Below are 14,706 nucleotides of genomic sequence, written 5' to 3' on the forward strand. Positions count from 1 at the left end.
GACAAAAGGAGACTCTCACGAAGACTCCTTTGATTCTTTTTCGAAAAACGAATCGTTTTAGAATACATTGAACATCCAAACGCAAGAGCAATAATAAAAAGCTCATCATTGTAGTTCCTAAGATATTGGTTTCATAAAAAAATTTTGTTCACCGTGAATTTCTTTCAAAAGAGCATTGCTCATCCTTCCCGCCAAATTGGTCAAAATATAATCGTCTATACTATTATTAAATCCAAATGAACTTATTTAGATCATGAGAGAGAACATTGAGGTTATTTCTAAACAATTATCAGAGCTGGGTATTAAGCATCAAAGCGAATTTCCTCAAAACAATAATCCTGACCTAATGCAACAAGCCGCTTATGTAGATCAGTTAAACCACACATTGTATAGGGCAATCGAAGCAGAATATGCACAATTTAACCCTCAAGCGACAAAAGATGCTCAAATTATATTTTTTAAACGAATTCTCGCGATAAAAAATCTTTTAAGAGGTTTACAAGTTGTCCATAATGATTTGGCTAAGAATTTATATGAAAATTCAGCGCTCTATATTCATAATGAACAAGAGGTTGCCTTAAACCCACAATACATTCTTCCTGAATTGAAAGAAAAAGAAACTGCAGAAGTTGTACGCGCCAATTTTTATCAACTTATTGCTAACCTACGTAAAAATAATTCACTAACTAACGAAGAATTCAACTATATAAATTCTCTGTTAATGCAACTTGCCTCGAGACCAGAAGGAATAAAACTGATTGTAAAACTCAATTATTTACTTACAACTAAAGACGCTCAGTTAATACTAACGCGCAGCAATAATTTTGAATGTTCCATGGCCGCAGGAGGACTCGCAGAAACGAGTCCGGAATATGCCAGAAAAAAAATAACCCCTGAGCAAGATTTTAAAACCATTTTTAAAAGAGAGACCGTTCGTGGCCCTGGTACACGAAGAGTAAATGTCGGAGTAGATTATCGCTATAACGATAAAGTTTCTTCTTTGAATTTAGAAGTCTATGCCTCACCCGGCAAGGGACTAACGGATATTGGCCCAGCATTTATCTTATTGGGTCATGAGCTTATTCATGCCCTGCACAATCTTACTGGCAAAGCGAGACATAATTTTGGACCTTTTTTCCAAGGACCAAAATATAGTGATGATCCCTTACTTCAGACATTATATCCTACCAATTCCATGTACAGTTATGGTCCTTCGGCTGAGGAATATTGGACCATTGAAGGTGGAACTCTTTGTGAAAATTCGCTCCGCAAAGAAAATGGACTCTTTAATAGAACCGGCCATATCAGCACCGAGCCGGGTAGCAGGGCCATTCGAGATCTTTATTACATTGGCTTAGCTCGAAGTTATTCACAATCTGATTTAGAAACCATCGCACGATACGTCACAGAGGCCGATACCCTAGACGAGCTTAGCGAAGAAGATCAAGAAATCGAACGGTTTCTGCAACTTGAAAAATTTAATTATATGACTTATTCCTTCGCTAATCTAATTGTCTTATGTAAAATCCCTTCCTACCAACTCAAAAAAATGGGAAGAATCATCGACCAATTGAAAAGTTCAACTAATGGGTCGATGGATGATGAAGAGGTCTTACATATTTTATTAATGAACGCACCACCGAAAATAACTCAGTTATTTATTGCCGTTCAGCGTTATGAGAAACTGGACAGCGATGCAGAAATTGATGCTCAAACTCTTCATGAGATAGTACCTAATCTTCAAAAAATGAATGAAATGCTACAATCCTTAAACTTGCCGGAGCATTTTTTAAGTACTTTTAATCGGATCACTGAAGAAATAGAAACAAAATCGGCTAAGCCTCATTATTCGCTATAGCTTTGCATGTACAATAGCTTAGGATTCGAAGGGGACACAATTGTATCCATACATAGGCAGTTTAAATCACGGTTTTAGTTGGCATAGTGTTTTGGACTATAACGCTTGAATCCAATGGTTCTGGCTGCTTATTTACCCTATTATTATTCATTTCATCTTTAAAATTCTTAATCTTTTCAACTCCCTTTGAAATAATATTATCATCAAAAATTGAAGCCACTTTTAAAAAAAACTCAGATATTTTTCTTAAAACCCTAGGTAGTTTGTGTTTTAGGCTGGAAGCAAAGTGCAAATCCACCTCATCTTGTAATAAATCTTTGTTCTCAATTCTATCAACCAGTACATTACAAAATTTTTTAAGCTGATCTTTTCTCATGATTTTATGGGATGGGTCGACCCTTTGGACTTCTTTATCGAGTAACCACACCAAATTATAAATATCCTTCTTATATAAAATAACCTCACTCAGATGTTGAACTTTTTCTTTTCCTTCTTCTTCAAGTCTGTTATTGACCACCTCTAACAATCGGCTTCGAATTCCATAGGTAAAAGTCCCCCCTTTAGGAATCCCAGTAAGCTCACTGAGTACCCGAATTAAGTCCTTTGCTTTAAAATTAAATTGAGCATTTCCTTCAATCAATTCCGCTATATCTTTTGGAATTTTTACATCCCCGAGAACTAAACAACACCCTAACTCCAAGCTCTCATAAATTATTTCTCGATCCGTGCGACTGTACCTTTCTACATCGGCTAAAAGCCCCCTCACCTTCTCCCATTGGCCGCTTTGTGCATATAAGGGCATCAATTGCCGCTGAACTTCAATATTATCTTGAGTTCCAAGATGTTCTAAAGCTGTAATTTTCTGAGGACGACTATGTAGGTGATGAATCCGGTCAAACTCCATTTTAATCTCGGGCGTAACTCTTGGAATAATCGATATTTTTGAGGGAACCATAAGCGCTTTTTCTTTAGGTAACCCCTCAATTGCATCTTGAATTTCCTTGGCTGCTTTATACCAAGTTATTCCATTGGAATGCTTAAAAGCCTGGTTTAATAACTTATTAATTTTTTCATATCCAGGGGTGTCTTCGATGATATTTTTTACATACAAACAATATGCCTCAGGAGAACAATACGTGTTACGCTGTAAATCATCTATCTCTCGGGCTCGACTATGGAACATAAAATTCATATAGGGATCTTGTCCAACCACCGCTGAGCCCACAACTCCTATATTTTTTTTCCATACATCAAACGGGATTGATGCGAATTGTTCCCTTCCCCACGTCAAAATGCGAACATTAACCATATCACTTTGTTCATCATATTCAATATTTCTAATAATAAAAAAATGACCATCCATAAAACGTTGTATGAGGTTTTTTCTCTGGGGCTCTCCTTCCTCTGGATCAAGAATATATGAAGCAAGGCTTCCGGTACCTGCAAAACCAACCCTATAGCCATCCTGGATGAGTAATTGTAATTGTTTTATTGCTTCTCGATTATGAATAGGAATATTTTGCACCTGGTGATAACCTGCTTGTTTCATCCAACGATTGATTTCCTGATGAGTAGTAACACCAAACAACTGTTTGGCCAGCTCAGCACCTTCTGCACTATAGCGAACAATTGAATTTTCCGAAGAGCGTATCCCATTTAAAATAATATGATCTACATCACGAATCGTATCTTCCTGGCCACTTTTTTTATTTGCAACCGCATCCGTTACTTCAATACGCAATACACCTTCTTTGCCTGCAAATTCTTTAAGATCACACACCCCTTTAGAGGCAAGTTCCGAGACTATTTTCACGTAGTTTAATGGATTAAATAAAGCAATGTTGTGTACAAAAGCATTGACACCGCAGACCTGCTCATCGCGCTGATTGATATAACGGGGATCCAATACCCTAATCATCATTTGCAATGCAAGTAAATTACGGTCAAAATTCTTAAATTTAAGCGGATCTAAATTAGTTAAAAAGTTCTCATGGCTATACACTTCATAATCACATTTTACTGATTGTAATAAGGGAAATTCTGCGCGTATTTGTTTCATTGCTTCTTGTTCGCCTATTAGAAAAGCAAAGGCTTCCAACTGTTTTGCTACGGTGTAGATTTGAGGATTATTTTTATCATACCAATCGCTTTGCGTTGCCCTAAGATGCTCTTGGAATTTTTCCAATAAAACTTTAGCCAAATTCTTCACGTACGCCGGGGATAAGGGAGCATCCTCTTCGTTTTGACAAATTTGCGTAACATTATCTAAAACAAGTAAATAATCTTGGTAAGAAGTGGCTTCTTTTCCATTGATGAATGCATTTAATTGGACTTGCCCGTTCGCATCATAATCTAAAAATTCAGATAGTGAAAATCCCATGTGATCCTCTAATAAAACTTTATTTCTCAATAAGCGAACACCTGAAATGTCTTCGATATTGAAGGAAATTCATTATTTTTTTCATCAGATTAAAAAAACGTCAGATGCTCTACGCTTCACTTATAATCTTATTATAGTTGAACATTTTGGGTTTAAATTGTTTTAATAAGGAGGAACACTACTAGGTTTTATATTCCTGTATTTATTGGGTTTTAAAAAAGAGTGCAACACGAGACATGGATTGCATTCTCTTGGGGTGCAAAATAATAATATAGCGTGTTTTTGTCCAATCGATCCTGGTAAGGAAATTCTTTATTGCTTAATAAATGATTCAGCCATGAAGCATTCATATTAAGAGATGAATTGTAAAATGTGCAGAGGTCTGTTTCAGTTAAGGGAAAAATCGTACCTATCCAGGGATCAAGCAAAAAATCTTTGGTGATAACCACTGTATGTTTAATATCTTCGATATCATAAATAAATGCGGGAATTTTTTGGTCTCGAAGTAATGCAGCTAAATAGAATGCTTGGTGTTCACAGTTTCCAGCCCTACATCCAGACATGGTATATTTTATGGAAGCTCGCGCATCAAGAAAATTAATCTCCCTATTTTCAATGTATTGGGACACTTTAAACAAAAAAGATCGGATCTTGCCTATTTCTCCATTCGGTAGGTACAAATTTTTGCTGTTAATGGATTAATTAATAGTGCAGAAGTACTAGCAACACACACCCTCATGGTTGCCTCTAGTGCTTTATGTAGGGCAGGATAATATTCATTTGGCGGATCGACTGACTTTTTTTTATCTTTAAAAAATTTAACCATAACTAAGCCCTCCTTTGAATAATACAGTAATTCAATTGTAAAAAATTTAAAATAGCTTCCGGTATAACCCTCGATAACATTCCTGTAATATCTCGAATTTTCCCTAATATTTTCGACAACAAAACGAGATTTTTTTTACTCAAGAAAATAACTTTTACTGTAACTCACAATGAGTTAATATTAGGCACTATGATTATCCTAACTATTTTCATAGCTTCATTTTGAATACTGGTTTTCTGCTTAAATTGAACAATTCGTTATGAAGTATTCGTAAAACTACTTAATAATAAGGACAAATATATCGCGTTTAGAACATAGGCTGTTGTTATCGAAAAATGTAACTTTTTTGTCAGCCTATCATTTGACATTCGTGTTTTGAAAACAATGCTGTGAACGGAAGAATGGATGTCCTCGAGAACAAATAAAATTGAGGATTTTTCTGGCTAACTAAAGAAGAGAGGGATAATGGGCATTTTTAAAGATATGACAGACCGTTATTGTCAAAAAATATTGGAAACCTATCAAACGCAAGCGGATGAGAAAACTTATAAAGGCAAAGAAGCAGAGTTATTGGTTCAAAGAAATGATTTTGCTAAATGCTTAGTCAAAAAAATAAAAGAAATAGAAGTTAAGGATAATGATTATCTCGCCTATTTCGATCTGATCTTAAAAGAAATCCACTTACATCGGAAAGAGGTTAAGGCTGCAGTCAAAGAATACAATAAAGAAAATAAGACTGAATTCACACTTGATCTTTATGAAAGTCTTTTTCATATCGGCCTCGTCAATTTTATTAATGCCTTACGCAATCTCTTTGAAAACAGCCCTACTCTCATCACTGACATTAAAGAGAAAGATAAATTGTTATTTAGCAACACGAGAGGAGTCCCCTGGGCTTTGCAATTTTCAGCTGTTTTATATGAATATATTCTTGAAAGAGAGTTTGACATGGCGATCAATAAAGCGGATAGAGATATTTTTGATGCAAAAAAACAAATGATCCTTAGATACATTAAAAACGTAGAGGATCTCTGTTCCCGTGTGAAGGAAGATGATACCAGCTATTCAGAATTAATGAAGGCGTTACTAAAGAACATGCAGATGGAAGAACAAAAAATACAACGACGCCAAGAGGACAATGGTTCAGGTTATAGTGTCATGTCTTATTTTTATAAAGCCTCTGAAAAAATCGTGGGGAAAAATCAATTAGGACAAAAAATCGCGCTCTTGGTGAGTGAGTTTGATGAAAGGGCGGAAAAGGGATTTGTGTGTAAATAAATCCCTGAGCCATTACTTTAATAACTTGTGTTCCTGAATTTTATTTGTTCTTTATATGGTGCTGCAGATACTCGTACGCTTTTCGCGCGTACACAAGTGGGGGCGCTTTAGCCGGATCTTGTTCCGCCTCCACGATCATCCAACCCGAATAGTGATGTTTTTTTAGCACTTTAATGATAGAGGCAAAATCAATGCCACCATCACCAGGAACAGTAAATACCCCAGCACGTACAGCATCCATAAAGTTCATATGTTCCTTCTTAACTCGGTTAAGAACTTCTGCACGAATATCCTTTAAATGCACATACATTATACGATCATGATGTTTATGGATTAAATCAAGCGAATCAATATTAGCAAAAGCGGCATGGCCTGTATCAAGCAATAATGAAATCAATTGAGGACTTGTGTTTTCCATTAAATGATCAATTTCATGTTCATAAAAAACACCAGTCCCTGCATGATAGTGGTATGCAAGACGCATATTGTGATCATGAGCAATTCGGCCAATAGCATGCAAACCTTGAATTAGTTTTTCCCATTGTGTCTCACTAAATTCAGGCTTGTGGGGGCTTAAAATAGGCAGCCCCGTTCCTTGAATTGAATGGCCGCACTCGCACACATTGATAAACGAGGCCCCCATAGCCTTCATAAAACTCAAATGCTCCATAAAACGCGATAACGTGTGCTCATACTGCTCTGACTCAGTAAAAAAAGTACTGAACCAGGCGCTTGATAAGTGTAATCCATGCTCATCTAATGCTTTTTTTAAAACAGATACCTCACGCGGATATTTATGACCGAGTTCCGTACCTATATAACCCGCATCCGTCATTTCGCTAATGCATTGTCCAAAACTAATTTCTTTGCCTAACTCATGATCATCATCATTGCACCAATTAATTGGTGCTATTCCCAGTTTAATGTGCATACCTTGATCCTTAATATTCTCTAACTCTTTTTAATTGTTCCTGCATCCTGTGATGCGCTTTCGACACTTCTTCAGAATTGGATATTTCTGCAACCGCAACACGCCACCAAGTTTGATAACCATTACTCATCGTTTTAGGCAGTATAGGCACTACTATCACTGAAGAATGTTTTTCATTGCGTGCGGCCTGCATAGCAACTGCTAACTGATCATAAGAATCTACAAAAAAAGCTTTAGCGCCTAGTCCTTCAGCATACTTACAAAAGTCTATGGGTAAATAATCTCCCGATAACTTATTGGTGTTAGCCTCTCGATATCGAAACTCATTACCAAAACCTTGGCTACCCTGACTTTCCTGTAAATTTCTAATGCATTGAAAACCATGATTATCAAAAATGACAATGGTAATTTTTTTTCCTTCTTGAATGCTCGTCAGCAATTCTGAATGCATCATCACAAAGCTGCCATCGCCCACCAAAACGTATACCTCACCCGGCGCATTTTCTTTAGCTAATCGCACCCCTAGACCGGCCGCGACTTCGTAACCCATGCAAGAATATGCATATTCCAAATGGTAATCTTTAGCCTTTTTGGATTTCCAAAGTCGATGTAAATCACCGGGTAAACTGCCGGCGGCACAGATTATGACATCCTCTTCAGTCACCATCTCATTTAATAAACTGAGCACCTTTACTTGTGATAACCCCTCCGCTACAGGATGAGACAAAGTACAGACGCGTTTTAATTCATGCTGCCATTCATTTTGATAATGTTGCACCTGCTGATGATATTCTTCGGGGGATTGGTAGGTTCCTAGTTTTTTTCCTAATTGCTCTAAGCCTATCTTTGCATCCCCTTGCAACATCAAACCATTCATTTTGATTGCATCAAAACGAGAAACATTGAGATGAATAATTCGACACTCTTGGTTTTTAAAACCCCATTTAGACGCAGTAGTAAAATCTTGCAACCGTGAGCCAATCACTAAGATCACATCGGCTTGTGCGGCCAGCGAATTTGCAACTTTAGAACCCGTAACACCGACTCCCCCCACATTCATGCAATGACTTGCTGGCAAAGCACTTTTCCCTGCTTGAGTTTCAGCAACGGGAATTTTATGATGCGCAGCAAATTGCGACAAGACATTGGTTGCTAAGGAATAATGCACTCCACCTCCGGCAATAATGAAGGGCTTTTTGGCTTTAAGAATAAGCTGAGTCGCTTCTTCAAGCGCACGTTCACTGATCGGTGTTCTATCAATGTGCCAAAAACGTTTTTCAAAAAAAGAAGCGTCATAATCATAAGCTTCAGATTGCACATCTTGCGGTAAACATAAAGTGACTGCCCCTGTTTCGACAGGATCAGTGAGCACCCTCATTGCATTGATAACAGCCGTCATCAATTGCTCTGGGCGGGTAATACGATCCCAATATTTACTCACCGGTTTGAAACAATCATTAACCGATAAAGTATAGTCATGGGACGCTTCAAGTTGTTGTAATACGGGATCCGGTTGTCTGCAACTGAATATGTCTCCGGGCAATAACAATAATGGAATTCTATTAGTTGTTGCAGTAGCCGCTGCAGTAATCATATTGGTCGCACCCGGACCTATTGAAGAGGTGCACGCAAAAATACCTAATCTATTTTTTTGTTTCGCATAAGCCGTCGCGGCATGAGCCATTCCTTGTTCGTTATGTCCCTGGTAATAAATCAAACCATAATTATCGTATTCCAGGGCTTCTCCTAATCCAGTCACATTACCATGCCCAAAAATTCCAAATACCCCAGCAACAAACTGATATGATTTACCATCCAACACCACATATTGATTTGCCAAAAATCTCAATAATGCCTGTGCCATTGTCAATCTAATCTTCATGAAACCCACCATTAAACATTATTTTTCCAGGCTTGAAGCACCGCCTTACCCTAGCTGCAAAGTCTACTCATAACCTCAGTCGAGGTTTTTTTTCCATACTCTATTATTTGCTTTATGTGTTCGCGTCCATTCATGCTCTTTGATAAAGGTTGGCGTCGTATAAGGATTATCTTTTAAATGACGTATAAACCATAAGGTATAAAGAGCATATCCCGGGGCTGCACAATGAGCATGGGTCTGCCCATTCATAATTCGATAGGTGTCATAATTTTCGATACGTAGCACCTCATCCCCATTTTCACCAAATGCATAACCTTGCGGTTCTGAAAAACGATAATGGTAGATTTCTGGCTGATCGTGATAATGAGAAGGATAACTTGACCAGCGTCCTTGGAAGGTAATAATTTCGCCAACAACCAAATTAGATTCAGGTCTATTGCGCTTATCAAATACAGTTCTTACGATGCGATACGAGCTATCGTCTAATAGGTCTTTTCCTCGATTATCCAACTCCAAAAGATTGGCCTGATTAAATAATAAAGGAGTAAAAGATGCATCATTCTCTGTTTCAATCAATAGAATTTCACAATCAGTCAATGCTTCAACAGCAGCTATTTGACCGGAAGGGCAATGCAAGACTATAGGTTCTTGAGAAAAATAATCATAGCGGGCTACACGCTGACTTTGATGTGCAAAATAAAACTCGACGCGTCCCGTCATTAATAATGCAGCAAACTCATAATGCTCACTAAAGAAATATTTTTCTCCAGCAGCGAGTTTAAGCGAGCTAAAATTCATATTGTCATTTGATAAAGGATTTATAGTAACAATCGGATTGAAGCCTCTAATAAACCCTAGTGGATTTTTAATAAGCACCTGAGGAAGTTTCTTTTTTTGGTGCAATTGCATTAAATGAGTACTGTTCCAGATCTGGGGATGCTCATCAAAATGTTGTATAAAATATTCTAATTCATCTTTATAGGGAATGGCGGGGGCGCAACCATGTCGCGTGACGACTAAAGCACCACTCGCATTTGCAAAAGTAGTAGCAAGCTCCCAGGATTTTCCTCGTAAAAGAGCTGATAGAAGGCCGGCCATAAATCCATCCCCAGCGCCTAGTACGTTAAGTATTTCCACTGGAAACGGTTTAGTGGGTAGATTCTGGCTACTGTGAGCAAAATTAACTTCACACCCTTTTGCACCTAGTTTAATCACTACAGGTGCTTGGGTTAACTCTCTTATTTTCCTTAAGGCGCTCTTAACCTCATCGCATCCCCCAGCAATACAAATTTCTTCTTCAGTACCCACAATTAAATCACACAGAGGCAGAATTCGTTGGTAGGTTTGACTCACGTTTTGGCTTTGGAGATATCGCGTTTCTCCATCGCCCAATGCGGTCAATCCCCAAAGAACCGGACGATAATCCAAGTCCAGAACTACTGCAGTTTCGGCGTGTCGGGCACGTTGCGTCACTTCTTCCGTAGTTTGCAGCATATCTTTTGTGGATAATCCCGTGCCCGTAATTAAAATGGCTTTTGCCTGCTGCAATACATTTTGGTTTATTTGGTGCGACTTAATTTGCATATCCGCACAATCAGTGCGATAAAACATCAATGGAAATTCATGAGGCGGCTTAATTCCAAGCAAAACAAGACCCGTCAAATGATGAGCCGTCTCTTGCAATAGATTCGTGTTAACGCCCTCACTTTCAAGTTCATTTTTTAAAAAACGGCCCATTTCATCTTGGCCAATACACGAAAACATCATGCAGTTTAGACCCAGACGAGCCGCTCCTACAGCGATATTTCCCGCGCAACCGCCTAGGTATTTTTTAAAACTCTGGACCTCACTGAGTGCAACTCCAATTTGCTCGGCATAAAGATCAACTGCCACCCGTCCCATACAAATTAAATCTACAGGTCGGGTTGCATCAAAATAGAATGATGGATGTATCATGCCGGCCTCAACTCAAAGAAACAGGTAATTTAGTTACGAGCGATTGTTTCGCTGCTTGAGCTATGCGTAAAGCATAAAGCCCATCCCTTCCTGACACTGGACTGGGTTGACTATCTCGCCACGCAACATAAAATGAACTTAACTCTGCTTTAAACGCCTGATGATAGCGCTCTAGGAAAAAATATTCTGGATTCGCTTGTTCTGTAAATGTATTGGTAAAATGCATCACTGAATGTTTCAATTGATTATTTGCCAGCAACATTCCTTCTTTCCCGAAAACTTCAATCCGCTGATCATAACCATACACAGCCTGGCGACTGTTATCGATTACTCCTAAAGCCCCACTGGCAAAACGCATTTGAATGATTGCTGTATCCACATCATCCAATGCCTCAAAATCAGGATTAATAAGTACTGCTCCTGTTGCATAAACCTCAACCACTTCGGATTGGGTTAGAAAACGGGCCATATCAAAATCATGAATGGTCATATCCATAAACATACCGCCGGAAGTAGCGCAATATTCCTTAGATGGACAAGCAGGATCCCTGGAGGTAATTTTAATTAGATGAATCGCTCCAATGTCACCGGCTTCTACCTGTTTTTGTAAATGGGCAAAACTAGGATCAAAACGTCGATTAAACCCCAGCTGTAATAAAGTATTATTTGCTTGTACGGTTTGTAAGGCGTCTAAAATTTCTTCTTCATTCAACCCAATTGGTTTTTCACAAAATATCGCTTTGCCTGCTTCACTTGCTGCTTTAATTTGCTCCACATGTAAATTTGAAGGTGAGGCAATCAAAATCGCATCCAAATTAGGATGAAACAATACTTGCTCAAAATGAGCGTATTGGCCCGCAATAGATAATTTATCGGCCCATGCTTTATTCAAAAATGGATCGGCGATGGCTTGTAATTCAAATTGGGGTAAATAATTTTTGATATTTTCTGCATGGAGTTTACCGATTCGTCCCGCACCAATGATTCCTATACGACATTTTCGTTGCTGATTTTCATTATCCATTTTTAATCTCTCACTAATTCCAATTCATTTGTTTTTATTTCCGATATAGGCTTTCCAATGTCTCTGATTTTTTTACCTGCTCGCAAATTTTTTTCTATTTTTTCTAAAGACACTCCTGTTGTTTCAGGTACAAAATGATAAATAAAGAAAAAGGCTACTAAGCATAATGAACCGAATAAAGCAAAAGTAAGCATTTCTCCTAAATTTTGATAAATCGTCAAAAAGGATATAGACACTACAAAGTTAGCGGCCCACTGCACCACAGTCGCAATGCTCATCGCAAGACCCCGGACGGATAAAGGATAGATTTCGGAGATTAACACCCAAAATAAAGATCCAACACTAATGCAGTAACCTATTACATAGACAGAGAAAGCGCCCAATATCCAGAATTTTTGACCCGGTAATGGTGTATTAAATAATAAACAAACCACAAAAAGACTCAATGTAGCGATCATCGTCCCGCTTAATAATAAGAAACGCCGACCTAATTTATCAATATAAAATAAAGTGAGTAACGTAAATAAAAAATTAACAGCCCCCATACAAAAAGTTGCCAGAATAGCATTAGTCACCGGATAAAAACCTGCCGATTCAAAGATCACCGGCCCGTAATACATTACGGCATTAATTCCTGAAAATTGTTGAAAAACTCCTAAAGCAACGCCCACAGCAAGTACAAAAATAATGGGCGCTTTAAATAATAAATTATTCGCCGAGTGACTTTGTTTTAAATTACTCTGTATTTCATCGATTTCTTTTTGAATGTCATAACCTGAAGGGCGGATTCTTTTTAAGAGCTGTAACGTTTTGTTTACTCCCTGTTTCTTCATAATCCACCGCGGGGAATGGGGGACAAAATACATCCCAATAAACAAAATCAAAGCGGGGATACTCCCCATACCAAATAACAACCGCCAACTGTTTGTAGAATAATCATGAAGCAAATAACCGATTAAATAGGCTATAGCTTGACCAAAGGTAATTGTTAAACCATTCATCAGCACTAAAGCCCCTCTTTTATTTGGAGGAGCAATTTCTGCGATAAACAACGGAGCAATATAAGAAGCAATTCCGATACAGATACCAATGATGAATCGACCTGCTAATAATACGATGAAGTCATCGGAGAGAGCACAAAGAACAGTCCCCAAAATAAAGCCTATTGCCACTGTTTTGAGTAAGAAACGCCGACTGAGTCTGTCAGCAAAGAAACCACTTAAAGGAATACCAAGAACACAACCCAGGATGCTGATGCTTACTATTTGAGACCATTGCCACTCAGATAGAGATAATTGGGCAATAACTTGATCTTTAACATCCGCTATAACACTCGAATCAAATCCAAATAAAAACCCTCCAAATCCTGCAATGAGGGCTATAAAAAAAATGAATGAATTGACTCCTTCCTTCATGGATCACTTTCCTTAGCTTATCCTTAATCGTTGCAGATGTTATCACCCTAATTAGCCAATAAACAGATGTTAATTGTAAGAATAATTTAACAAATTTATCAGGCCAAAGACTTTTATGAATCCAGTTTGTCGAAAATATATTTCAAGTGATATACTAAATATCTTTAATCTTTTTAGTTCAGGCCATAATGCTACAAAAAACGGAGATTGAGAGAGTAGATAAAGTTAAATTTTCTCCTGCTCAGAATTCAGGAGATTGTGGTTACCATGTGGTTGTCATTGGTATTTTTTATTTAGCGCTTAAAGCCGCAGTAGATGAATCTATAAGGTCCGCACTTAACTCCAGTAAGCTGCTCACCAAAATTTTGGAAGCACAACCAAATTCTCTTAAGGGCTGTCTTGTAAAGTCGTTTAAAACCAATCATGAATGCTTACTCAGTTATCTGGACGCAATGGCTGCACATGGTTTTGAGCAACTTTCTTTTAACGAAATTTTATCTAATTTCACACTACAATTAAAACAAGCGAATACCAATTCCCCCTGGTTACATGAACGTCTAAAAAATGAAATTAAAAGCGGTTTATGGCTTGAGGATAATCGAGTTTGGGAAAAGTTAGCTTCATTCAAAAGCATCATGAAAAAAATTGAAGCTAAATCAGATGAACTCTATGAGAAAGCCACTCGGGAAAAAAGCCTTAAATCAGATAACGATTCATTGTATGCCATTATTTTCCAAGCGCAAATCGAAGTGTGTAATGCGTTAGCCGATGAAGAATTGAGTGCTGCGGCCCAAGAGGTAATTACTCATTTTTATACGGGAGATGCACCAAAAGTCTGGGTAGACAGTGAATTTCTCAAAACTCTGGTGGGTGATTTACTGGGCACATCTTCCTTCATGTTTGATAAGGATGGGGCTCATATCACAAGTAACGGGCCAAGTGAAAGTCATTGGTATGTAAATCTCCCTAATGATGAGTACACAAAACAATTTATGTCAATTTATAAGTCAGGTTATCACTCGGGGCTTACTATAGTGTTACCGGGAACCAAACTTGAAGTAAGTTTATCAAGTTATAGCTCCCTCTTTTCACCCGCAACGAACATCAATATCAATAATGATTTTGAAGGCTCGATTTTCTTCCCTTATCAATAAAG

General features: G+C 37.9%; 11 protein-coding genes. 3 read left to right on the forward strand and 8 right to left on the reverse strand.

What is annotated here, in order from left to right:
* Nucleotides 1-253 precede the first annotated feature (253 nt).
* Nucleotides 254-1,858, forward strand: coding sequence for a M91 family zinc metallopeptidase (locus tag HBNCFIEN_RS14710; protein ID WP_182391807.1), 1,605 nt, complete (start codon nt 254-256; stop codon nt 1,856-1,858).
* Nucleotides 1,859-1,919: 61 nt separating this feature from the next.
* Here HBNCFIEN_RS14710 and HBNCFIEN_RS14715 read toward each other — a convergent pair whose 3' ends face one another.
* The 3 genes from HBNCFIEN_RS14715 to HBNCFIEN_RS17810 all read right to left on the reverse strand — a co-directional run bounded on the left by HBNCFIEN_RS14715 (nt 1,920) and on the right by HBNCFIEN_RS17810 (nt 5,064).
* Nucleotides 1,920-4,238 (reverse strand): hypothetical protein, encoded by a 2,319-nt coding sequence (locus HBNCFIEN_RS14715; RefSeq protein WP_182391808.1) that lies wholly within the window; start codon nt 4,236-4,238, stop codon nt 1,920-1,922.
* A gap of 212 nt (nt 4,239-4,450) precedes the next feature.
* Nucleotides 4,451-4,876: a hypothetical protein gene (locus HBNCFIEN_RS14720; protein WP_304599260.1), complete on the reverse strand. Its 426-nt coding sequence runs from the start codon at nt 4,874-4,876 to the stop codon at nt 4,451-4,453.
* 17 nt (nt 4,877-4,893) lie between these two features.
* Nucleotides 4,894-5,064 (reverse strand): hypothetical protein, encoded by a 171-nt coding sequence (locus HBNCFIEN_RS17810; protein WP_304599261.1) that lies wholly within the window; start codon nt 5,062-5,064, stop codon nt 4,894-4,896.
* Nucleotides 5,065-5,529: 465 nt separating this feature from the next.
* Between HBNCFIEN_RS17810 and HBNCFIEN_RS14725 the strand changes: the two genes are divergently transcribed.
* A complete protein-coding gene (locus HBNCFIEN_RS14725) occupies nt 5,530-6,342 on the forward strand; it encodes a hypothetical protein (protein WP_182391809.1) in 813 nt (270 codons plus the stop codon).
* Between the two features lie 40 nt (nt 6,343-6,382).
* On the opposite strand, the gene iolE is transcribed toward HBNCFIEN_RS14725, so the two are convergent.
* The 5 genes from iolE to HBNCFIEN_RS14750 form a co-directional block, all read right to left on the reverse strand.
* Nucleotides 6,383-7,273: a myo-inosose-2 dehydratase gene (gene iolE, locus HBNCFIEN_RS14730; protein WP_182391810.1), complete on the reverse strand. Its 891-nt coding sequence runs from the start codon at nt 7,271-7,273 to the stop codon at nt 6,383-6,385.
* A gap of 10 nt (nt 7,274-7,283) precedes the next feature.
* Nucleotides 7,284-9,155, reverse strand: coding sequence for a 3D-(3,5/4)-trihydroxycyclohexane-1,2-dione acylhydrolase (decyclizing) (gene iolD, locus HBNCFIEN_RS14735; protein WP_182391811.1), 1,872 nt, complete (start codon nt 9,153-9,155; stop codon nt 7,284-7,286).
* Nucleotides 9,156-9,230: 75 nt separating this feature from the next.
* Nucleotides 9,231-11,111 (reverse strand): 5-dehydro-2-deoxygluconokinase, encoded by a 1,881-nt coding sequence (gene iolC, locus HBNCFIEN_RS14740; RefSeq protein ID WP_182391812.1) that lies wholly within the window; start codon nt 11,109-11,111, stop codon nt 9,231-9,233.
* A 7-nt stretch (nt 11,112-11,118) separates the two neighbouring features.
* Nucleotides 11,119-12,135: an inositol 2-dehydrogenase gene (iolG, locus tag HBNCFIEN_RS14745; protein WP_182391813.1), complete on the reverse strand. Its 1,017-nt coding sequence runs from the start codon at nt 12,133-12,135 to the stop codon at nt 11,119-11,121.
* 2 nt (nt 12,136-12,137) lie between these two features.
* Nucleotides 12,138-13,550: a sugar porter family MFS transporter gene (locus tag HBNCFIEN_RS14750; RefSeq protein WP_182391814.1), complete on the reverse strand. Its 1,413-nt coding sequence runs from the start codon at nt 13,548-13,550 to the stop codon at nt 12,138-12,140.
* 188 nt (nt 13,551-13,738) lie between these two features.
* Here HBNCFIEN_RS14750 and HBNCFIEN_RS14755 point away from each other — a divergent pair, with 188 nt between their 5' ends.
* The gene (locus HBNCFIEN_RS14755) at nt 13,739-14,704 is read left to right on the forward strand and encodes a hypothetical protein (protein ID WP_182391815.1); all 966 of its coding nucleotides are present in this window, start codon (nt 13,739-13,741) and stop codon (nt 14,702-14,704) included.
* Nucleotides 14,705-14,706 lie beyond the last annotated feature (2 nt).

The sequence above is a fragment of the Legionella sp. PC997 genome (assembly GCF_014109825.1).
Lineage (GTDB): Bacteria > Pseudomonadota > Gammaproteobacteria > Legionellales > Legionellaceae > Legionella.